The 22,057-nt window shown below is 44.0% G+C and carries 22 protein-coding genes and 1 pseudogene; 7 read left to right on the top strand and 16 right to left on the bottom strand.

The window, feature by feature from the left end; translation table 11 throughout:
• Positions 1–85: 85 nt before the first annotated feature.
• Both modB and modA read right to left on the bottom strand, forming a co-directional pair.
• A complete protein-coding gene (gene modB, locus M1D67_RS05985; protein ID WP_003180426.1) occupies positions 86–742 on the bottom strand; it encodes a molybdate ABC transporter permease subunit in 657 nt (218 codons plus the stop codon).
• A gap of 8 nt (positions 743–750) precedes the next feature.
• On the bottom strand, positions 751–1,509 hold the full coding sequence (gene modA / locus M1D67_RS05980) for a molybdate ABC transporter substrate-binding protein (RefSeq protein WP_448155747.1): 759 nt from the start codon (positions 1,507–1,509) through the stop codon (positions 751–753).
• 238 nt (positions 1,510–1,747) lie between these two features.
• Between modA and M1D67_RS05975 the strand changes: the two genes are divergently transcribed.
• From M1D67_RS05975 to M1D67_RS05960, 4 genes are all read left to right on the top strand, one after another.
• On the top strand, positions 1,748–2,188 hold the full coding sequence (locus M1D67_RS05975; protein WP_020450867.1) for a ferritin-like domain-containing protein: 441 nt from the start codon (positions 1,748–1,750) through the stop codon (positions 2,186–2,188).
• 113 nt (positions 2,189–2,301) lie between these two features.
• Complete coding sequence (locus tag M1D67_RS05970; RefSeq protein ID WP_479831839.1) at positions 2,302–2,943, top strand: response regulator transcription factor; 642 nt, start codon at positions 2,302–2,304, stop codon at positions 2,941–2,943.
• Positions 2,940–4,307, top strand: a complete 1,368-nt coding sequence (locus M1D67_RS05965; RefSeq protein WP_448155604.1) for a HAMP domain-containing sensor histidine kinase — start codon at positions 2,940–2,942, stop codon at positions 4,305–4,307. Before M1D67_RS05970 ends, M1D67_RS05965 begins: the two co-directional genes overlap by 4 nt.
• Before the next feature lie 83 nt (positions 4,308–4,390).
• Entirely contained in the window at positions 4,391–5,626 is a 1,236-nt protein-coding gene (locus M1D67_RS05960) for a cell wall-binding repeat-containing protein (RefSeq protein ID WP_026579932.1), read from the top strand.
• 20 nt (positions 5,627–5,646) lie between these two features.
• Here M1D67_RS05960 and M1D67_RS05955 read toward each other — a convergent pair whose 3' ends face one another.
• On the bottom strand, positions 5,647–7,410 hold the full coding sequence (locus tag M1D67_RS05955) for an ABC transporter substrate-binding protein (RefSeq protein WP_479831665.1): 1,764 nt from the start codon (positions 7,408–7,410) through the stop codon (positions 5,647–5,649).
• 115 nt (positions 7,411–7,525) lie between these two features.
• Here M1D67_RS05955 and M1D67_RS05950 point away from each other — a divergent pair, with 115 nt between their 5' ends.
• Positions 7,526–8,728: an MDR family MFS transporter gene (locus tag M1D67_RS05950; protein ID WP_479831664.1), complete on the top strand. Its 1,203-nt coding sequence runs from the start codon at positions 7,526–7,528 to the stop codon at positions 8,726–8,728.
• Positions 8,729–8,802: 74 nt separating this feature from the next.
• A complete protein-coding gene (locus M1D67_RS05945; protein WP_023856601.1) occupies positions 8,803–10,422 on the top strand; it encodes an AMP-binding protein in 1,620 nt (539 codons plus the stop codon).
• 44 nt (positions 10,423–10,466) lie between these two features.
• Here M1D67_RS05945 and M1D67_RS05940 read toward each other — a convergent pair whose 3' ends face one another.
• Genes M1D67_RS05940 through M1D67_RS05930 form a run of 3 tightly spaced genes read right to left on the bottom strand, consistent with a single transcriptional unit; the run spans position 10,467 to position 11,560 of the window.
• On the bottom strand, positions 10,467–11,036 hold the full coding sequence (locus M1D67_RS05940; protein WP_023856600.1) for a manganese catalase family protein: 570 nt from the start codon (positions 11,034–11,036) through the stop codon (positions 10,467–10,469).
• Positions 11,037–11,057: 21 nt separating this feature from the next.
• Positions 11,058–11,321 carry a spore coat protein CotJB gene (locus tag M1D67_RS05935; RefSeq protein WP_020450859.1) on the bottom strand — a complete coding sequence of 88 codons (264 nt, stop codon included), beginning with the start codon at positions 11,319–11,321 and terminating at the stop codon, positions 11,058–11,060.
• Between the two features lie 5 nt (positions 11,322–11,326).
• Positions 11,327–11,560: a spore coat associated protein CotJA gene (locus M1D67_RS05930; protein WP_020450858.1), complete on the bottom strand. Its 234-nt coding sequence runs from the start codon at positions 11,558–11,560 to the stop codon at positions 11,327–11,329.
• Positions 11,561–11,769: 209 nt separating this feature from the next.
• Between M1D67_RS05930 and M1D67_RS05925 the strand changes: the two genes are divergently transcribed.
• A complete protein-coding gene (locus M1D67_RS05925; RefSeq protein ID WP_105980863.1) occupies positions 11,770–12,924 on the top strand; it encodes an AbrB family transcriptional regulator in 1,155 nt (384 codons plus the stop codon).
• A gap of 24 nt (positions 12,925–12,948) precedes the next feature.
• Here the strand turns inward: M1D67_RS05925 and M1D67_RS05920 are convergent.
• The 10 genes and pseudogenes from M1D67_RS05920 to M1D67_RS05875 all read right to left on the bottom strand — a co-directional run.
• Positions 12,949–13,059, bottom strand: a pseudogene (locus M1D67_RS05920) (hypothetical protein); the annotation flags it as partial.
• Between the two features lie 262 nt (positions 13,060–13,321).
• Entirely contained in the window at positions 13,322–13,816 is a 495-nt protein-coding gene (locus tag M1D67_RS05915) for a hypothetical protein (RefSeq protein WP_026579936.1), read from the bottom strand.
• A 248-nt stretch (positions 13,817–14,064) separates the two neighbouring features.
• The gene (locus M1D67_RS05910) at positions 14,065–14,181 is read right to left on the bottom strand and encodes a hypothetical protein (RefSeq protein WP_020450851.1); all 117 of its coding nucleotides are present in this window, start codon (positions 14,179–14,181) and stop codon (positions 14,065–14,067) included.
• Positions 14,181–15,278, bottom strand: coding sequence for a response regulator aspartate phosphatase (locus M1D67_RS05905; RefSeq protein ID WP_457983402.1), 1,098 nt, complete (start codon positions 15,276–15,278; stop codon positions 14,181–14,183). Before M1D67_RS05905 ends, M1D67_RS05910 begins: the two co-directional genes overlap by 1 nt.
• Before the next feature lie 250 nt (positions 15,279–15,528).
• Positions 15,529–15,825, bottom strand: a complete 297-nt coding sequence (locus M1D67_RS05900; protein WP_479831838.1) for a DUF2690 domain-containing protein — start codon at positions 15,823–15,825, stop codon at positions 15,529–15,531.
• A 71-nt stretch (positions 15,826–15,896) separates the two neighbouring features.
• Positions 15,897–17,150, bottom strand: coding sequence for an MFS transporter (locus tag M1D67_RS05895; protein WP_075212921.1), 1,254 nt, complete (start codon positions 17,148–17,150; stop codon positions 15,897–15,899).
• Between the two features lie 165 nt (positions 17,151–17,315).
• Complete coding sequence (gene arcC / locus M1D67_RS05890; protein WP_479831663.1) at positions 17,316–18,248, bottom strand: carbamate kinase; 933 nt, start codon at positions 18,246–18,248, stop codon at positions 17,316–17,318.
• Positions 18,249–18,253: 5 nt separating this feature from the next.
• Positions 18,254–19,024, bottom strand: coding sequence for an oxamate carbamoyltransferase subunit AllH family protein (locus tag M1D67_RS05885; RefSeq protein WP_479831662.1), 771 nt, complete (start codon positions 19,022–19,024; stop codon positions 18,254–18,256).
• Entirely contained in the window at positions 19,021–20,286 is a 1,266-nt protein-coding gene (locus M1D67_RS05880; RefSeq protein WP_035339038.1) for a YlbE family protein, read from the bottom strand. Before M1D67_RS05880 ends, M1D67_RS05885 begins: the two co-directional genes overlap by 4 nt.
• Positions 20,286–22,043: an acyl-CoA synthetase FdrA gene (locus M1D67_RS05875; protein ID WP_214485514.1), complete on the bottom strand. Its 1,758-nt coding sequence runs from the start codon at positions 22,041–22,043 to the stop codon at positions 20,286–20,288. Before M1D67_RS05875 ends, M1D67_RS05880 begins: the two co-directional genes overlap by 1 nt.
• Positions 22,044–22,057 lie beyond the last annotated feature (14 nt).

The raw sequence follows: 22,057 nt of genomic DNA, 5'->3' as shown, positions 1-22,057 counted from the left end.
TACTCTTTATTCTATCGAAACATCTGCAAAATAACCATTCTCCAAAACTGGGAAAAAACCGTATGAGCACTTGCACCCCATACGGCTATTTTTGCTTGAACTGCACAAAAAACAGCATCAAAAACGAGATGATCGCGATAGAGGCGACCCACATCCATGCCAGCGTCATATTTCCCGAATCGATCGCCAAGTATATCGCCGTCGGCACCGTCTGCGTCACCCCCGGGATGATACCCGCAAACATCAGCGTTGCGCCAAACTCGCCAAGCGCCCTCGCAAAGCTGAGTACAATCCCCGTCATGATTCCATTTGATGCGAGGGGAACGGTGACAAAGAGGAACACCCTCCACTCGCTTGCTCCATCAACCCTCGCGGCATCCTCGATATCGCGGTCGACAGCCGAAAATCCTGATTTTGCTGACTGATACATTAACGGGAACGCGACAACCGCAGCGGCGATCACGGCTGCCCACCAGGTAAAAATAACCGGTGCTTGAAATACGTTTTCTATCAAGCGTCCGATCACGCTCTGCCTTCCGAAGATCACGATTAAAAAGAATCCGACAACGGTCGGCGGCAGAACGAGCGGCAGCATCATCACCGTCTCGATAACAGACTTGCCTTTAAAGTTTCTGTTCGCCAGGAGCCTCGCCGCAGCAGTTCCAAGCAAAACTGCGATGATGCCCGCTGCGACTGATACTTGAATTGAAATTTCAATCGGGGAAAAGAATTCCTCAAGCATAACGGCGGTCAGCCCTTCTTAAATCCGTACTTTTCCATTGCCTTAACGGCTTGGTCGCTTTGCAGGAATTGATAAAATTCCTCAGACTGTTCCCTGTGCTTTGTATTTTTTACAATTCCGAGCGGGTAGACAATCGGTGTATGCAGATCGCTTTTCGCCGTCTCGACAGTCTCGACCTGATCTGATGAAAGGGCGTCCGTCCGGTAAACGATTCCGGCATCCGCGTTGCCTGTTTCGATATAAGAAAGGACCTGCCTTACATCTTTGCAGTAGACGATTTTAGATTGCACTTTAGACCATACGTCAAGGTTCGTCAACGTTTCTTTTGCGTATTTTCCGGCTGGCACTGATTCGGGTTTGCCGACCGCAAGTTTTTCGATTTTGCCCTCCGCCAAATCTTTGAAGCTGTTGACATGCTGATTTTTCCCTTTCGGAACGATCAGCACCAGACTGTTTTCGACCAGCTTGACAGAGTCTTTTTTGTCAATTAACCCCTGATTAACTACTCTATTAAATTTGTCCTCGGCGGCAGAAAAAAACAAGTCAGCCGGAGCGCCCTGTTCGATCTGCTGCTGCAATGCACCCGATGAACCAAAATTAAACTTTATGGAGACATTCGGATGTTCTTTCTCATATACGGAGGAAAGTTCCGCTAATACATCTTTGAGACTCGCAGCCGCGGAAACCGTAATTTGAACTTTTTCAGACTTCCCCTTGGCTGATCCCCCTTTTTCCGCCTGGCAGCCGGCGAACAAAACAACCGACATCAATAAAGCCACGGCCGTCAATATTACCTTTTTCAATAGTCTCACTCCATTTTGATATGTATGTCATTAATTCGGCACTAACAACCATTTTACGTCAAACTTCATTTTTTTAAAATAGATTGTGCTCACCGCACATCATTTTGACACATGTTCGAGGCTCAACCTTCCATAGGCACATGCATGCAAGCACATACATATAATGACAGGACGTCAAATATAAAGTGTTGAGGTGAAAAAGATGTGGTATGTTCAGCCGTATCTTCCCGCCTATCCCGCCAGGCAAAACGACAAGCTGATCAAGGATCTTGAAAAAGCGGTAAACGGAGAGCACAGCGCGGTCGTCTGCTATCAAAAAATCGCCCAAAAGGCGCCGGATTCCGAAACAAAAAAGCGGATTTTAGAAATCAGACAAGATGAAATTCGCCACTTTAATGCGTTCTTAACATTTTATACGTCTCTTACCGGCCGAAAGCCTGACATTTCCATAACTGAGCCTTGTCCGGAACAGTATCGAAACGCGCTGGAGTTCGCATTTAAAGACGAACAGGAAACGGTTGATTTTTATTTGGACATCGCAGACTATGTGAAAGACCGGGCGATACGGGAGGCGTTCAAGCGGGCGGCAGCTGACGAACAAAACCATGCAGTCTGGTTTTTATACTTCTTAACAAAGAGATGATCCGCCTTGATCAATATACCCTTATAGGGTATATTTTTAAAATAGCGGACTTTTATTTTGACTAAAGAGGTGCTAAAACATTGAACGTGCTGCTTGTCGATGATGAAATCCGGATGCTCGATCTGCTGGAGCTTTATTTAGAACATTATTCGTGCACAAAAGCCGCCACCGGAAAAGAAGCCCTGGATTTAATAAAAATGAACAATTTTGATCTTGTTATTCTCGATATTATGATGCCTGAGATGGACGGATGGATGGTGTGCCAAGAGATCCACAGATTGACAAGCGTTCCGATTATCATGCTCACCGCCAAAAACGGGCAGGATGACATTGTGCGCGGATTGAATTGCGGCGCAGACGATTATTTAACAAAACCGTTCAGCGAAAAAGTGCTGCTTGCCAGAATAGAAGCTGTCCTGCGCAGGACCCGTCGGTTTCATGAAATCCGGTTCCGCGGTTTAATCTGGAATAAACAGCATCATACCCTGCATGTCAATCAACGGGAAATCGGCATTACGCCAAGTGAATTCGATCTGCTCGGGACGCTCTTAAACCACACGGATCAAGCGCTTTCGAGAGACCAATTGATTGAGAACATCTGGGGGTTCAACTCTGATATCGAGCCCCGCACCATCGATTCACACATGAGAAATTTGCGAAACCGATTGAAAAAAGCTGGCTTTCCGGTTGAAGATCATCTCCGGACCGTCTACGGCGTCGGCTACAAATGGACAAGCAAAGGAACCGGAGCATGAAAAAGATTTCATTTAAGCTCGCAGGTTCATTTTTCATTTTAATCCTTTTCATCGAAACCATCCTTTTTGCGGCGCTGTATACAACGATTATCAACACAAGAATAAACGAAGAAATCCGCGCGCTCCAACTAAGGGGCAACAGCCACAGAGACGTCCTCGAAAAACATTTTGACAAAAGGACGATAGACCACGTCACCCTGATGGAAACCGAAGCCCGGACAAACGTAATCATAACGGACCAAAATAGACGCGTATTGGCGCAGTCTGCCCGGGGAGACATGACGGAACACCTTCATTTCGAAGAAAAACACATCCCGAGGAAAGGGACCGCTTTATCGTCCCATTGGAATACATCAAAGTATATTTGTACGATCAGTCCGATCATGAACGGACGGGAAACGGCCGGCTACGTCTTCATGTATTTGGAGACCTCCTCGATAAAAGCCTTGGTGGCAAGCATTACGAAGCGGTTTTTCCTCAGCTTTGGCTTAACCGGCGTCTTAACTGCCGCAGCTATTCTTTGGTTCAGCCGTATATTAGCGAAGCCGATTATTAAACTGAAGGAAGCAACCGAAAGTATCAAAAACGGTCAAGCTTCGATTCCGCTTGATATCAAACGGAACGATGAACTCGGCGAGCTCGCCGCATCAATCGAAAGCCTTTCTTCAAATCTCAGCAGGCTTCAAAAAGAACGAAACGATTTTCTGTCAAGCGTCGCTCATGAGCTGCGGACTCCGATCACATATATAAAAGGCTACACAGATGTCGCGATGAGAGATAAACTCGATCCACAAGCCAGAAATCAGTACTTGTCGATCATCAAAGAGGAAGCGGACAATTTAAACACCCTTGTTGACGATTTATTTTTGCTGACAAAACTGAAACAGCCTGGATTTCAAATCAGTAAGAAACAGGTTCACCTGCACACATTCATAAAAAAAGAAGTTCAGAAAGCGGCGGTCGCTTTTTCGGAAAAACGAATCAGCCTTTCGTTCGACATCCCGGCGGATCTTTATGTCTCAGTCGATGAAGTCCGTTTTTCACAAGTGATCTCAAATTTGCTGAACAACGCCCGCCAATACTCCGATCCTGATTCAACAGCGTCCGTCACCGCAACAAAAGCAGAGGATCAGGTCAAGATTACGATAGCGGACGAAGGCTGCGGCATTCCGGAAGAAGAACTGGATTATATTTTTGAGCGCTTTTACCGGGTCGATAAGTCGAGATCGAGACAAACCGGCGGTACCGGGCTGGGCCTGGCCATCGCGAAAGAAATCGTCGAGCTTCACGGCGGTCAGATTGCAGTAAAAAACAGAACCCCAAAAGGAAGCGAATTTATCATCACGCTGCCTTCTAATATGTAACAAATGTCGAGATGTCTGCACCAGTTTTGCACATTTCCCGGGTATACTACTCAGTAATCTGGACCAAAAAGGAGGAAAACACCATGAAATTGAAATCCGGTTTACTTTTTGTCATGCTTGTTTTCGCGCTTCCGCTCGCAGCATGCCAAAATTCCGGCTCGGGAAACACGGACGGACATAAGGAGCATCATACAAAGAATCATTCGGAGATGAAAGAAAAAGACGCCGTTTCTCTTCCGAATGATTTCAATAAGCGGGCGGAAGAAGGGCTTCTGGTGAAAAACACAAAGAACACGACAAGACTTGACGCGAATACACCGGAAGAAATGAGCATCAAAACCTCTCAAACGATATGGCCGGCCACTCATAAACAAAACAGGCCGGGCGCAGTGATTTTAGTTTCGGGCGGATCATGGCAGGCAGCTCTTGCATCAGCTGATCTGATCCATCACCCGAATAACGGACCTGTTTTAATCGCGGAAAAAGGGAAAATCTCCGGGCAGATTCAGAATGAAATCAAGCGCTTGAACCCGACGGGCACTTCAGACGGAACGCAAATCATGGCTGTCGGAGAATTCGATTCACTTCAAGCTTTGAACTCTTTTAAAATAAAAGAGCTGAAAGGGAAGAACGAGGCTGATCTGGCAAAAGAGATTGACAAAGAATACGCGGATGCAGCCGATGAGTATCCGAAAAGCGTTATCATCGGATCATCCGAGGAAGATGCGGAACTTTATTCGCTCCCCGCTGTAAACTGGATCGCCCACATGCCTGAGCCGATCCTGTACGTGAACAAAAAAGGCATTCCCGAAGAGACGGCCGCAGCATTAAAGAAAAGGGACGGCAAAGCAAACATCTATATTCTCGGCCCTAAAAAAGCCGTTTCAGAAAAAACGGAGGATGCATTAAAGGAATATGGAACAGTCAAAAGAATTTCCGGAGATACTCCTGTCGCAAATTCGATTGCGTTTGCGAAATTCAGCGATAAAAACACCGGTTTTGGGTGGGGAATCACAGATCCGGGACACGGACTGTCCTTCGCATCAACGGCCGCGCCCGAGCTGGCGCTTGCCGGAGCGCCATTTTCCCATTTGGGAAAACACGCTCCTCTGCTTTTACTCAAAAATGGACAGGCAGACAGTACGATGTACAGCTATTTATCCGAGATCGAGCCTTCTTTTCGGGACAGACCGCAGGACGGCCCTTATAACCATGCATTCATTCTCGGATCAGAAAATGAGATTTCATTTCGAACGCAAGGCGTTCTTGATGACATATTGGAAATTAAGTCAGCGGATGGAGGACATTCCGGTCATTAAGAAACACAATGGAGGGGCTCTTACAGAAGAGCCTCTTTTTTGTACCAGATGCCGTAAAAATCAATCCATCCTTCTTCGTTAAGCACAATGCCTTGAATGGCTTCCCCCGCTTTAACGCGAATATTGTTTTGATATAGCGGAATCGTGTAAACCTCTTCTGCCAAGGCGCGGTCCGCCTCACACAGAAGGCTGATCCGCTTGGAATGCTCATCAATGAAACGAAGCTGATCCCTCATCAAGGCGGACTTCCTCTGCCATTCCCCCGGCATATGGACGTGTAAAAAGCTGTTTTCCGTTAAAAGGAGGTGCAGCCAGCTCATTTCTTCCGAACGTCCGAATGTCGCACTGTCGTGAATCAAATCGGCTTTTGCGATCACTTCTTCCTTCATGAGCTCATCCGCTTTCATATAACAAACCTCTAGTGCGATGCCGTACCGCCTGCACCTCTTTTGGATCCATGACGCATCCTCCCGGTGATCCGGTTCGGAAAACGTATAAAGCCGAAGCGGATCGCCTTTGTAATGGCCTTCCATAAGCAGCTTGCCGATGTCGTCGTCCCCGGATTCAGGCGGAAGACCCCGGTTTAGAAAGCCTCCCGCCGGAGCCGTCCGTTGTCCGGCTAATTCACTGACCATATGTGAAGGGGAAATGATTTGCCGCAAAGCCTTCCTGAACGCCTTATGCTTGAGAGGCCCCGATTTGTTTGCATTCACCGAGATGTACTGAACATTCCTTTCCTCGTGCCATTCATCGAAAACCTGACTTTGTTCTTCTTTTTCCATATAAAAACCGTAGTCGACAAGAGAAAAATTGCCATCCATATACCATAGTTCGATCCGGTCTAAAAAAGCCCGCCCTTGAAAATATCGCTCATGCGCTTCAAGCGCGAGAATCCGGTCATCCCGGCGGACAAGTCTGAAAGGACCCGTCCCGATCAACAGTCCGTCATTCTGATGGCGGTTTAAAATAGACAGCCTTTCATCGCAAAGATGATGCAAAAACAGCGAGTTTTTTGCCTTTAAACAAATATCAAAACTATATTCATCCCTGACCGCAACATTTCCGATATCCTCTGCGAGCCATTTGCATTTATTTTCATCATCCAGCATAAAACGCTCAAACGAGTATTTAACATCCTCAGCTGTCAATGTTGTGCCATCATGGAAATAGATCCCTTTCCTCAAATAGAACGTCCACGTTTTTTGGTCGGCGTCACATTCCCAGTGGTGGGCAAGATGCGGCATAAAACCTCCTTCCTTTTCATTAAAACGGATCAATGTATCACATACCTGCTTAACGACATGGCTCTCTGAACGCAGATAAATACGGCACGGATCAAGACGCTTAAAATGCTCTGGCTCCATCGCGGTCATGAGCCTCAGCACATCTTTTTGCTTGCTGCCCTCCGATTCGGTCTGAAAGCCGAAAACGCGCTCAAGCCACTCTTTATATGACGGCAATGCGTCCGGACACGAATGCTGATATGCTTCGAGAAGGTGTCTCGCCCGGTCGATTTTACCTTCTTTCGTATCATTTTTCGCCGTTTCAAGCAGCAGTTCACAAGGTTCTTTTAAAAAGCGGATTTCTGATTTGTTTCCTCTCCCCCTTCCCCTTTTCCAAGCAATCCACTGCAAACCTTCAAGTTTCGCTAAAATCAGTTTTGCGTTCCTCGGTGTGCAATACAGAATATCCGCGATTTCACTGACTGAAATCTCTTCTGCCTCCCCTTCGCTTTCGCATTTAATTCCCGCGGTAAGTTCCATGTAATGTTCGATCGATTTCATCTCCGTTATCCCCCGCTTTATAAAAGGGGAAATTTCTCCCCTGGTTTTCTGTCCTTTTTACTGATGATTTTCCATTTTACACTAATTGCACTGCTATGTTGAAGGAGGATATGAAATGAACCGTTTAAAACAAAGGTACGGTTCTCCCGTGCTGATTTGCTTCTTCGGAGAGTTCCTGACCGGAATAACGGGAGCCATGCTGGCCCCTTTCCTCCTTTTTTATCTGTATGATGTGCTTGGAACTGGCATATTGCCGGTGATGCTCGTCATCGGAGCAAGACCGCTGACCGAGGTCGCGGTGACGCTTGCCGCAGGAGGACTGACGGATCGGATCGGAAGACGGAAGGTGATCCTGGCGGCGCTCGCCTTTCAGACCGTCTCTGCCGCCGGTTTTATGATGGCAGATCACATTTGGCTGTTCGCTCTTTTTTATGTGCTGAACGGCATTGGGGGAGCTTTGTACATCCCTGCGCAGCGGGCCCAAATAACGGACAGCACCGAAAGCGGGCGTCGCTCTGAAGCGTTCGCTGTCCTTCATGCCATTGAAGGGTTGGGCGCAGCGGTCGGTCCGGCCGCCGGACTTGCAGTCTATTCCTATCAGCCAAGCCTGATGTTCGGCTTTCAGGCATGTGCGTTTTTTCTCTATTGGCTTGCTGTTTATTTTAAAATGCCCGAGGTATGGCGGTCAAAAAGGCAAAAGGAGATTTTGGAGAGGGAAAAACTTCTTTCCGCAAAAAAGGTATTTTTTCAGCACCGTCCGGTTCTGTCCGTGATGTTCTTGTCGGTCCCCGTCAGCCTGTTCTATGCTCAACTGGAGTCAAACTACCGCCTTTATCTCGAAACTCTTTTTGAAGATTTCCTATTCATCTTGACTGTTTATACAGTGTGCCGCGCCCTTCTTAGCATTACGATGCAAATTCCGCTTGTCAAATGGACGGAAGGACTGAACATCCAAACGGTCGTTTCCATATCATATGTATGCTACGCTGTGGCAGCGATTGGTTTCGCTTTTTCATCATCGATCTTTTGGCTGCTCTCGACTGCCGTTTTATTTACGGCGGCAGAAAGCATGCTGCTGAATCACATGCAAACCTTTGTCTCGCGCCTTGCTCCCGATCATATGCGGGGCAGATATTTTGCATTTTTCGGCCTGCATTGGGATATTTCCCGGACAATCGGTCCTTTTTTAGGCGGGATGATGTTCATCAAGTTCGGCGGGGCAGCGCTATTTCTTGCTATTGCAGGAATCGTGGCTGCCGGCGGAATTGCACAATACCGAACAGTATTAACATTATCTTCCCGGCTAAGAAAAAACTAATTCTTTATAGTACCTGGTACTAGAACAAAGTGCTATAATAGAAACAGTTTTTATTCGGGAGGCAAGGAGGCATTATGATTACATTAAAAAAACAAACGATCGGCGGGCTTTTAAAATCAACCGCCGGCCGGTTTCCGAATCATGAAGCGGTTGTATATTCTGAGCTCGATTTAAGATATTCGTATCAGGAGCTTGTTGAAGAAACCTCTAAAATTGCAAAAGGGCTGCTCGCGCTCGGCATTCAAAAAGGAGAGCATGTCGCCATCTGGGCATCCAATATACCGGAATGGATTCTGCTCCAGTTTGCGACGGCAAGAATCGGCGCTGTGCTCGTCACCGTCAATACAAGCTATCAGGCGAGAGAACTTGAGTACTTATTGGAACATTCCGATTCCACCACCCTCTTTCTAATGGACGGCTACAAAGGGACATCCTATATCGATATGGTCGACGAGATCATGAAAAATCCGGAAAAGCTGCCGAAGCTGAAAAATCTCGTCTACCTTGGCAAGAATAAAGTCCCTGAACATATGACGGCTTTTGCCGACATCGCCAAACTGGGCGAAACGGTCTCTGATGCCGACCTTTTCGAAAGAGAGCAATCACTCACACACGATGATGTGATCAATATGCAGTATACGTCGGGAACAACAGGCTTTCCAAAAGGTGTGATGCTGACTCACTACAATATCGTCAATAATGCGGCGATCGTTGCCGACAGAATGGGGCTGACGAGCGAAGACAGGCTGTGCATTCCGGTTCCTCTGTTTCACTGCTTCGGCTGTGTGCTAAGCACGCTTGCCTGTGTCGCGTCAGGCGCGGCCATGCTGCCGATCATCGAATTCAAACCGGACATCGTCCTGCAAACGGTCGAAAAAGAGCGATGTACAGGACTGCAGGGTGTGCCGACAATGTTTATCGCCGAGCTCACCCACCCCGATTTTGCAAACTATGACCTATCTTCATTGCGGACCGGGATCATGGCAGGCTCCCCGTGTCCTAAAGAAGTCATGAAAAAAGTGATGAAGCAAATGAATATGACGGATATCACAATCGCATACGGACAAACGGAGTCTTCACCCGTGATTACGCAGACAACGGTCACCGACACGATCGAACGCCGCGTTGAAACCGTCGGTAAAGTGCATCCGCATGTAGAAATGAAAATCGTCGATCCTGACACGGGGGAAACGCTCGGCCCGGACGAGCAAGGCGAACTGTGCACAAGAGGATATCTCGTCATGAAGGGATACTATAAAATGGACGAAGCCACCAAAAAGGCCATTGATGAAGACGGCTGGCTCCATACCGGCGATTTGGCCGAAATGGACCGGGACGGATACGTGAGGATTACCGGCCGCTTAAAAGATATGATCGTCCGCGGCGGTGAAAACATATACCCGCGTGAAATAGAGGAATTCCTTTATGAACATGAGGATATTGTCGATGTACAGGTTGTCGGCGTTCCTGATGAAAAATACGGGGAAAAAACGGCGGCCTTTATTAAATGCAAACCGGGCAAAAAGCTGACGCTTGAAGATGTCAGAGATTTTTGCAAAGGACAGCTTTCATATTACAAAATTCCGGAGTACGTATTTCTGATCGACGAATACCCGCTGACCGCTTCCGGAAAAGTCCAAAAGTATGTGCTTCGCGACCGCGCAGAAGAGCTGCTTGCGAGCCCTGTGCAGTAAACAAAAAGCCGAAAATACCAATCGTATTTTCGGCTTTTTGCTGTTTAAAATACTTTTTTACTGTCGCGCTCTTCCTTCAAAATTTCGACAGCTTCGCGGAAGCGCTGTGAATGAACGATTTCCCTTTCCCGTAAAAATGCCAGCCCGTCATTTAAATCCGGATCATCCGACATGTCAATCAGCCATTGATACGTAGCCCTCGCTTTTTCTTCAGCCGCTATATCTTCATATAAATCGGCAATCGGATCGCCTTTTGCCTGGATGTATGTAGCGGTGAACGGAACGCCGGCAGCGTTATGGTAAAACAGGGCTTTGTCATGGTCTGCGTAATGATCGCCGAGCCCGGCTTCCTTCATCTGTTCGGGTGTCGCGTCTTTTGTTAATTTATATACCATCGTCGCAATCATTTCAAGGTGAGCAAACTCTTCCGTACCGATGTCCGTCAGCAGTCCGACGACTTTGTCAGGAATGCTGTAGCGCTGGTTCAAATAGCGAAGCGCCGCAGCCAATTCGCCGTCCGCTCCGCCGTATTGCTCAATCAAAAATTTGGCAAGTCTCGGATTGCATTCTCTCACCCTAACAGGATACTGCAGTTTTTTCTCATAAAGCCACATGAACCTGACTCCCTTCCTCTATTAAACTTGCCACGGCCAGGGACTTTTTTTCCAGCTCCAATAGGATTCCGTCTGATCCGGGCTCCCTTGCGTCAAAGGGCCGTATTTTGATTCAAACTTTGCTTTCAGTTTTCTTGAATATCCGGCATACTGGTTGTATTGTCTGATGGCGTCGGTATCATCGGGATGTGTATCAAGGTAAAGCATCAGCTCAACGATGACAAAATCGACGGCCTGAATTTCATGGAGCCTTTGATAATAGTCTTGCGGTAAAGAGTTCGTCACCCCCCTTACCTCCCATCTTCATACGGATTTTCATAATGATCGTAAAATACGGGCCAAAGCGTCCCTTTTTGCAGCGCCTCCATCGGGGAAAACTGCGGAAGGCCGCGGGGCTGAAAACCTAGATATAGATTTGGAGGGGTTCTATAATATCTTTTACCGATCGGAGGACACGGATCAAAAGCGCTGTGAAACGGACGATACGATTTGACTTTGGTGAATGATTCCTTGGAATGTTTCATATCGGTTCACCTCTATTTGTGATCGAATCTAATTTAATGTATTCATATGTTCCATCTGTTATGTTCAAAAATGAACGATCAGTTTTTCTTATTAATCTTTTAAATAAATTCGTATTTTACCAATCACTAAAATTATTATATAGTGATATATAGAAATACTTTACTTAGTGAACAAAATGATTGCAGTAATCAGGAAGAAGGTTTTTCATTTGAGGGAAAAAAGAGATTTCCTTCGGGATATATTATTGATATTAATCAGCAGTTTTGGGGGATTTCTTCTCTCTTTGACCGGCATGACGATCGGCTGGATGGTCGGCACAATGACAGCAGCCGCTTGTCTGTCGCTGTTTCGCCCGTCACCGTTAAAGGCTGCTGTCAGACAAAACGGCATCCATCATGGCTGGCTTCAGTTCGGCCAAATGCTATTGGGAATTGAGCTCGGCCAGAAAATCAATATGTCCGTGATTTCGATTTTTAAGGAAAATTGGCTGATTGTCGGCGTCATGCTCCTCCTTTCCGTCGTGTTCGCCATGCTGTCGGGCTTTGTCTTATGGAGGTTCAGCAAGACCGATATGCTGACGAGTTTTGTGGGAACGGCCCCCGGCGGGCTTTCCGCGATGCCGGGCATCGCTCAGGAAGTGGGAGCGAACACGGCAATCGTCAGTCTCGTGCAGATGATACGTGTGCTTCTGGTCGTCATGACCATTCCTTTTTTCGTTTTTTTGATAAATGCGAAGCAGCCTGACGCCCATGCTGCCGGCAGCCAAGTGATCGCCGCGGGAACATCGGCTTTTGAAGCGCCTCATATCGCATGGACTGCGCTGATCATGCTGGGCGGATTCGGGGTATGCAAAGCGATGAAAGCACTGCGGTTTCCGGCGCCATGGCTGCTCGGAAGCATGACCGGTGCGGCCGTTCTGCAAATCGCAGGCGCTTCAATGACCGGGCTCAGCGCAACAGCCTGGTGGCCCCACGGCTTTTCAGTGCTGTCGCAAATTTGTCTCGGCGCGACGATCGGTTCAAAAATCAGCAAAGAAATGTTTATCGGCGTCAGAAAAACGCTGATCGTCGCACTTGCCAGCTCCGTCGGACTGATCATTGCAATGATTTTAAGCGCCGCCGTCACCGCTAAAGCGGCAGGCATTTCCCTGACAACGGCCATATTGGCGTTTGCTCCGGGGGGAATCGCGGAAATGGCGACAACATCTGTCACGCTTCACGCCGACTCTACGTTCGTTGTCGCCGTCCAAGTGTTGCGGGTGGTGCTCGTGATCGCGATGCTTCCTCCATTCTTCCGATTGCTTCATCAAAAGTCGGAAAAATATTCACACCCCCGCATGAAAAAAGTCCGAGCTGAAGGCTGATCCCTTCGCTCGGGCTTTATTTTTTTATTCAAATTCCGGCAGCCAGTCGCCGTGTGCTTCGATCAATTCATCGCACATGCTTACAATATCATCCATCGATAATTCCGCAGCCGTATGCGGATCAAGCAACGCAGCTAGGACTTCTCTAGATGCGGCTGCTGTTCCTGAAGCTGCTTATCTGAATCCTTGCCTCATCAGACATTACTTCCCAAAACATCAGAGGTTGAACACATAGATTAACTTAGATTCTAACATCCTTGACATAGCCTCAAACCCACCAAACCCAAAGGAAAAAATTATTAATTGGATTAATAGTCTATTCAATTTATGGATTCAAAATAAGACATGGAACTATTGGCAATTGAAATTTTAATAGAGCAGACAGCAGCCTGCTCTATTAGTTGTTTTTTTTCTGTATGTTTTTCATAGTTGCCTTATATAACCGTCGTGAAACGATATATGCTACATTTATTAGCAAATACAAAATAAACAAAAATAAAGATACTAAGAATACACCATGATTCCGTATAACAATCTCCTGAGAATTCATTGAATAAATCAATACATATAGATAAAAAACACAAAACATCAACAAAGCTTCAATAATAAAATTGAGAAATCTCCTTTTTTTCAATAAAATCTGAGAAAAGACTACGTCTACAATCCCTACAACTACCACAGTGAGAACAAAAAACTTAAATAAAACGATCACAGAATCAAAAGTACCTTTTGTATTGATTGACACATCTGGTGCCAAAGCCACCAATTTAAAGACTCCGAAGAATATCAGAAAAGGGGAAGAAATAAGAAATACACACATAAGAAGAACAACCAAAATTGAAAAAATATGATCCTCAATAGAGTAGTTTTTTCCTTTATTTTTTTCACCCATTTATGACTATTCCTCTCTTTTTGTTGTAATTTAAATATACAATTTTGTTATAAAATTTGACCCAAGTTCAATCACCATAAGTATTGGTGAAGATGTATTCAAGGCCATAGCCGCGTTTATCATGCCATAATTTTAAATATTTTAGAGCTTATGTGTTGTTCATATCCTCCAATCCTTTACCTTTATCCGAAGAAAAACCGCCCCTTAGCTCAGGAGCGGATGTTCAATATTCGTACCGGGTATTCGATTTAACCGACCATCTTTTCAGCAATCTGCATGTCGCCGGATGGCGAATGAGTTTCTGCCGCAAACCATCCCGAACATACGACGGCAGCAATCGCAGCAACAATGAACAGTTTTTTCATCACATTCCCTCCACTTTTTTCATTTTTTCTTCCGCTTTAATCGCTTCCAAAAAGAAATGTGCGGCCTCTTTATAAAGAGACTTTGATCTGTAAACATTGGCCGTTAAGAGAGATAGTTCTCTGGCACTGTCGTATTGCTTTGCTTGAAAGAGGATTTCTATGTTGTCTTTGCAGTCTTTAACCGCCTGTTCACCACATCCAGCATAAGCCGCATATAAAAGATCGATTTTAGCGTCAAATATTTCATTCGCCGCAGATTGCGACCTTTCCTTCCCTTCTTTGTAAAAGGCTGCGGCGCGTTCATAGTCTCCGGTTTTAAACAGCTCTTTGATCATTAAAAACACGACATTGAAATAATAATCCGATGCAGCATATGCATGATCATTCAAAACGATGTCCAAAAATTGAATGCTCTTGTCCGATTTGTCCATCGCCGCATAAAGCAAGGCAAAATTATGAAGGAGCTGCATTTCTTTAAAATGGTCGCCGGCTTTTCTGACAGTATGGATTGCTTCTGTTAAATATTCTTCCGCCTCTGTATATTTCCCCATCTCAGTATAATTTCCGGCCATTGTAATATAAGTTGAGACAAGGTTCATGTCATGGTCGCCATGTCCTTTGAAAATTTCCATCGCCTGCCGGGTATGGTTTAAAGAGACGATATTCTGGCCCAAGTAATAGTAGAGCTTTCCGACTTTATCGTGAAATTGGGCAACTTCAATTTCATCATGTACATGAGCAAGCTTCTTCTCGGCAATTTTATAGAAGCTGATTGCCTGCTCATAATTTTTTTTATACACTTCATAAGCTCCTGAAAACAGGTAGTAGTAATAGGATGTCATATGTGATGCAGCACTGTCGCCGGCCGTTACGTCGTGCTGCTCTATCTTTTTGCCTCTCGAATCGTAGAGCATAATTTTATGCCGCAGTTCCAGCAGGGAATAGTAGATCAAAACTTCCTGATCTTCCTCCATGTCTGCCAGCAGCGGCTTGATTTGTTCAAACAGCCTGATCGACTGTTCAGCATCGCTTCTTCTAATGGCGCGGTACCATGTATTGAGCATGTTGGCGACTTCTTCCGCGGCGATTTTGTTCATATGGAGCTCCTTTCTGCCGATATTCAATTTTTTTGTATTTTATTCATTTCTTATCATACTATATTTTTCCCCTTATATAAATTAATAGTAATAGTTCATTTTGCACAGTTTTTTTGAATACCCCGCTATTTCTGCCCCTTCATTAGGTCAAATGACTCTTCAAGAAATGAGAAACCGGGACTGATAAGACAGCAAAAAGCACCCTTGCTGAAAGGGTGCTTTCAGTGCTTCAATATAAATACGAACTTATCTAGGGCATAAGCGAGGGTTTCGCTTGATGAATGATAATATTTCCACATCGCATATAAGAACGCGGATCGAGAACATAAACCATCGGTGTATAACAGGATGTCTGACCCGGGAGCACTTTTCCGTTTCCTCCAGCTGAGCTGCCGCTCAGTTCTTTCCCGTCTTGTTTCTTTTCACATATGCATTTGCCTCCAAGCCTGAGCGCGCTGCTTTGTCGCGTCATTTTAACCCATGCTGTTTTGCAGACGCAGCCGAATTTTAATACCGCGATCCCGAATTGTTTATTATTTGCATCTATCAGTCTGGCTGTCGCCTTTGTTATGCTGCTTGAATCACAATTACAGTGAAGAAGTCATAAGCTTTTACTGACTAATGATTTTTAGCTGCTTTATCAACAGAGGGCAAATTACTTTCATCTATTAAATATGTTGCAATCAATGCGATGACTAACAGAGCTGCTGCAAAATAAAATCCTATATTCATACTTCCTGTAGCGTCTGTAAGCCAGCCTGTAATATACGGAGCTAAAATGGAACCTAACATTCCAACAAAGTTGTAGAATCCAAATGCTGTACTTAATGATTGCTTTGGTGCATTATTAGCTACAACCGCAATTAAAACGGGATTAACGCTAATTTTCCCTACAATTCCATACACAATTAGTGTCATATACAGAATTGGTAAGCTATCAAAGTAAACAATTGCAGCTGTTGATAAAATACCAAACGGTAACATCATGAGCAATACTGGTTTACGCCGGCCTAGCTTATCTGACAGCCAACTAAAAAATAATGAACCTGGAATCGCGGCCCACGGAACAAGTGATGCAACAAAGGCGATATTTCCTCCGGTTAAACCGCGTGCTGTTTCTAAATAGTATGGCAACCAAGTAATAATCATAAAGAATCCGTAAATAGAGCAGAAAATAATAATATAAGCCAAAATTAAGTTTCTATTAAATAAAGATGAAAACTTAAACGGTTCAGCGGTGCCTTTAACCTCTTTATCATTTTTGGGCTTGTCTTTAATTACAATTGCCATTGCAATACCAATAAGTACAACCGGCACTCCGATGATAAAAAATGGAATTCTCCATCCGAATCCCCATTCTCCTACAACATAACTGGAGATATAATAGCCAATTGAAGTACCGAAAGCCATCCCTGCATTAATTACAGCACTACCTAATGTTAAACGGTTCTTCGGGATCATTTCGGATGATATTCCATATTGCGGCCCATAATATACCCCCTGAGCCATACCAACCATAAGCCATGCAGAGATAAATAGAAAAAATGTAGGCATCATTCCTGTAACTGCTGCTAGCGATCCAAATAGAATAACACCCGGAACCAACACTCGCTTTTTTCCAATTTTATCTCCTAATATTCCTGCAGGAACGTTCATACCTGCATAACCGATGAAAAATATACTCATAATTAAGCCAAGTTGTGCCTTGCTTAATGAAAACGCTGATTCAATATCCCCCATAATCGGGTTTAATATTGTTCGCGTTGCATAAAGAGCTACCCAACCGAAGAAAAATACGATAACAACTTTAACCCAATAGGGAATCAGTGGTTGTTTTCCTTTACCTTCAACTGATCCCGTCTCTTTTGTCATCAAACTTCCTCCTTCAACTTTTAAATGATCCATTATTTTCTACTCTTCCTTTGACTTTCGATTTAGACTTCATAGATTGTTTCTTTTCGAAATCTGTCTGTGGTCATATCTGAAAAAAGGAGGAATTTTGGCTTTTTATCCTCCTTATGCACAACACGGATTGTCTTATTTTGTTATGCGTGTCCCCGCTTTTCCATCTAGCGCAGCTACCGCTTGATCCAATGAACAAATCATGGCCTCTTTACCTGACTTTGCAAATTCTATAGCCGCTTGGATCTTTGGCAGCATACTGCCAGCAGGAAATTGCCCTTCTGCCACATATTGTTCAGCTTCTTCTACTGTAATTCGGCTTAGTTTTTGCTCATTTTCTTTGCCAAAATTGATAAATACATTTGGTACGTCTGTCAACATCATGAAAACGTCAGCATTTACTTGTTGTGCAAGCTTTAATCCTGAACGATCTTTGTCTATAACTGCTTCAAGACCGTGTAATAGACCGCTCTCATCACGATATACAGGTATACCGCCGCCGCCAGAGGAGATAACAATCGTTTCATTAATTAAACGCCGAATCTCTTCTATTCCATGGATCACTTTCGGTTCCGGGGAAGGCACAACTCGTCTGTAGCCTCGCCCTGCATCTTCTGACATCGTAAACCCTTTCTCTTCTAATTGCTTCGCCTCTTCTTCTGAATAAAATACTCCTATTGGTTTCGTTGGTTTTTCAAATGCTTTGTCATCCTTGTCCACTTCGACCATGGTTAGAAATGTAGCTACATTCGCAGCAATGCCCCGTTCTTTAATATGGTTCTTCAAAGCTTTTTCCAGCATATAACCAATGAATCCCTGTGATTCTGCATTACAAGCATAGATTGGCAGTGGTTCAACGACATTTTTGGCAGCTTCGTTTTGAGCAATAATATTCCCCACTTGCGGACCATTGCCATGTGTAATCACAATTTTATGTCCTGCCTCTTTGATTTCAATCATATGACGTGTTGCAGAGATTACATTTTTGAGTTGATTGGCATAAGTTGCTTCTTGTTTTGGCTGTAAAATTGCATTACCTCCTAGTGCCAGTACTACTCTTTTCTCCATTTCTTTCACTCCTTTGTTAAAGCCATATAAATTCCGTATAAAGTATCCATCCCAGAAGAAGAACCTACTTTTATAAGGCTTTTCATACTTTTCAAAGATGGATCATGTTGTAATCTTGTAATTTTCGAACTAAATAAACCTTCTATAGCACAAGTTAAAAAGCGCGTGCTAACAAGGGTTGTTAAGGGTTTTCTGATGAGATTCCCCAATGTTTCGAGGTGTTTTTGTGCGATAAAAGAGTTGATGAAATGTCCATATAATATACCGACCAGTATATCGTCACCTGTTGGTGTTAAACCTTGGCCTCGTCCGATAAAGTAACGAAATTCTTTTTCCAAATTTTCAGTTGGATCGTGTAATTTATTTATCAAGTCCGACACATGAACTGATTCAAAATCAGTAGATTCATACGATTTAAATGAAATCTGTTTCACGTTTTCTTTTAATTTATTGATGTTTGCATGTTTAAAATCCGTATATAGCGGAAGTATTTTCGCATTAAAATTGAGTTTAAAGCAGTTGTGGGAAAGATGGTTATTGCGAACGTGTAATGAATCTCCCACCTCAAGACCTGCTTTTAATGTTTGCTTCGTTTGTGAACCAAGCAAAATTCCAAATGGAAAGGTCCCATTTTCATTTGTGCCGATAAATATCAATTCATCATTCTGATCAACAATATTTATACCTTTTTCAAAAATGCTGTGCACAGTAAATGTTTTTCCCTCAATTAATAGCTGAAGTGCGATTGAACCAATCGCACTTGCCTGTAAAATCATTCTTGAAAACCCAGTTTTTCAGCATATGCTGTGATTGCTTTCTCAAAACATTCGATTGGAGGATGAACTGTACCAGCACCAATTTGCCCATATCCGGCAATTTTATGTGCAATGCCTGTGTTGATTACCGGCGTGATGCCTGTTTCAACAACTTTACGTGCATCAATACCTAAACACGCACCTTTGAAGTCCCACGTCGGAATCACAAAGTTCGGATTTTCTCCAACACAGATCTCAGCCATTTGATTGCTTGTTTCAAGCGCATCATTAAATCCGCCTGTTCCAACAAAACGTGTTACTGCAGGGGCAGCAATCATTGCTACACCGCCAACACCGATTGTTTCTGTAATCGCTGAATCTCCGATATCTGTGTTTGCATCTTCCGCTGAGTAGCCGGTAAAATATAACCCTTGTGGTGTATGAACAGGTGCTGTAAACCACTCATCTCCCATACCTGCAATACGGATGCCAAAGTTTTCACCGTTTCGGCACATTGCGGTAACGACTGTACCATGTTTGATTGTACGCGCTGCATCCATCATTGCTTTTCCTGTCGCCATGGCAATGTTTAAGAAAAATTGGTCTGTATCAGCTAAAAATTGGATCACTTCTGTTCTTTGTTCGTTTTCAACATCATCTAATGCTGCAATTACTGGAGCAACTTCTTTTAAAAACACCAATGACGCTGCAATATTGCGCTGGTGAAATTCATCCCCCATTGCAATAGCTTTAGCCATCAATACATTAACGTTTAAGCCTCCATCAATTTTTCTTAATGCCTTACTTAACACCGGACCCAACACATCTTTCATCCAGTGCAGGCGATTGATTACCTGCTCATGATAAGCACCGAAGCGTAATACTGCACCGATGCCTTCGTTCATTTGACAGTACGCCTCGTTGCCGCTCTCTTTGTTCACCACAACAAGAACCGGCATATTAGGTGATGTAATGCCTCCCATTGGTCCAACTGCATTCACATGATGACATGGAATAAATGTAATCTTATTGTTTTCAAGCAGTTCACGCGCTCCCTCTTCATCTTCTGCCCATCCTTCAAAAAGAATCGCTCCAACACAAGAGCCTTGCATAGGATCTGTCATATTTTCATATTTAATTGGAGGCCCGGCATGTAATAACACGTAATCTTCCAATTCAGGAATCACAGACTTGGCAGGTACAACATCCGTTAAGAATGGTTCAGCTGCTATGATCTTCTGGATAACAGCTTCGTTCGCTTCATTTATTGTTTTGTACCCCATTAGATTGTCTCTCCTTCATAGTAGTTTAGAAATTGAAGTACTTTCATTAACTTTTCATCACCGCCAGCAATTGGACGCCAGTTAAATTGAACACACTCTGATCCGCTGTTCTGAACAGCTGCTGTAAAACTTTTCAGCCCAATATTGATGACACTTGGCTTCTTATTAATTAAGGACACAATTTTTTCGTCTACTGTTAAGTCTTCTTGGGTATGTTCAAATTTTTGTATATCAAGGACTGGCTGTTCCACTTTTCCTCCTGCCAGTTTAATCGCGGTACGAACCATTTGGTCGTTTGTCTCACAAATGATTGCACCACTTTCTTTTAAGGTTTCAATTTGCTTTTCATAACCTTGAGGATCTTTAGTTGTACCTACAACTGTTACAAGAACTGCAAGTTCGCGGCCTCCCTGATGTGCATTGGCTAACATACGTTTAATGGCTGGTGCTAATTCACTTGCCATATCATCATGACTGCCATAGCCAATAACGTTATCAATCATGATGACTGCTGTTTCAGGATCGTTTCCCGATGTTTCAAGCATTTCGATACGCTTTTCAGGATCAATCATCGGGTGCGGCTTCCCTTGGGTATACATATCATCGCCTAAGTCAATAATTTCATGATGTTTTGTTTTTAGGATATAGGCTTCTTTCTTCTCTTCAAGTACTTCCTCTTTAAATGCCTCTTTCAATAACATAGCTGCTTCAGATGCCAAAGTACCACCTGAGTAATAACCTTTAATACCAACTTGTGAATCTTTTAACGACACATTTACATCTTCAGCCAATGTCGGTTTAAAATTCGGTTTGTCACCATTGGATAATTGAACAGATACAACCGCTGCTTCTTCAAGTGTATACGCATGATAAATATTTTCTTCCTGATAAGTTGGTTGATCTCCTAAAAATAACGTAACAACCGGTTTTTCAATATTTCTTAATACGTTTAATACTTTTTGCTGCACTTCCTCTGCAGGTGGTTTGGAAATTACTGTAATCACTTTTACTTTTGGATCTTGGTTCAATGCTTTGATACTATCTAAAACCGTGATAGCACCAACCTCTGTCGATAAATCCCGACCACCTGTACCAATTGCGTTTGTTACACCTTTACCATAACGGTCAATGATGCTTGTCACTTCCTGAATCCCTGTACCTGATGCACCCACAACGCCAATATCTCCTTCATTCACGATATTTGTAAATGCAAGTGGCACGCCATGGATAATTCCGGTCCCGCAGTCTGGTCCCATTACTAATAATCCTTTTTCATGCGCCTTTTGTTTCAACTTAACCTCATCTTCTTTAGATACATTGTCGCTGAATACAAATACATGTAACCCTTCATTCAATGCATTTTCCGCTTCCATTGCTGCATACTGACCAGGAATGGAGATCAATGCCAAATTAGGGTTGTTCGCAAGTTCCATTGCGCGCTTCCAGTTATGTGCTTCTTGGCCTTTAGATGTGTCTTGTGAAGCGGCATCACCTTTTAAAGCTGCTTCTACTTCTTCTTTCACTGCCGCTACTTTTTCTTCTTGATTTGTATCTATAACGATAACAATGTCATTTGGATTTGCTTTTTCCAATTCATCTGTGCCTAAACCCGAAGATTTAAAAATATCTTTGTTAGCTGGTGTTCCCATCATGATCGATACTTTGTTTACACCATCTATTGCAGATAACTTGTTTGATAAAAGCATTAACACGATAGAATCTTGATAGGTGTTTTCTTTTATAATTGTGTATAACATAATGATCCTCCATT

The sequence above is a fragment of the Bacillus sp. PK6-025 genome, from assembly GCF_056530265.1.
This window is presented reverse-complemented; position numbering and strand designations above follow the sequence as displayed.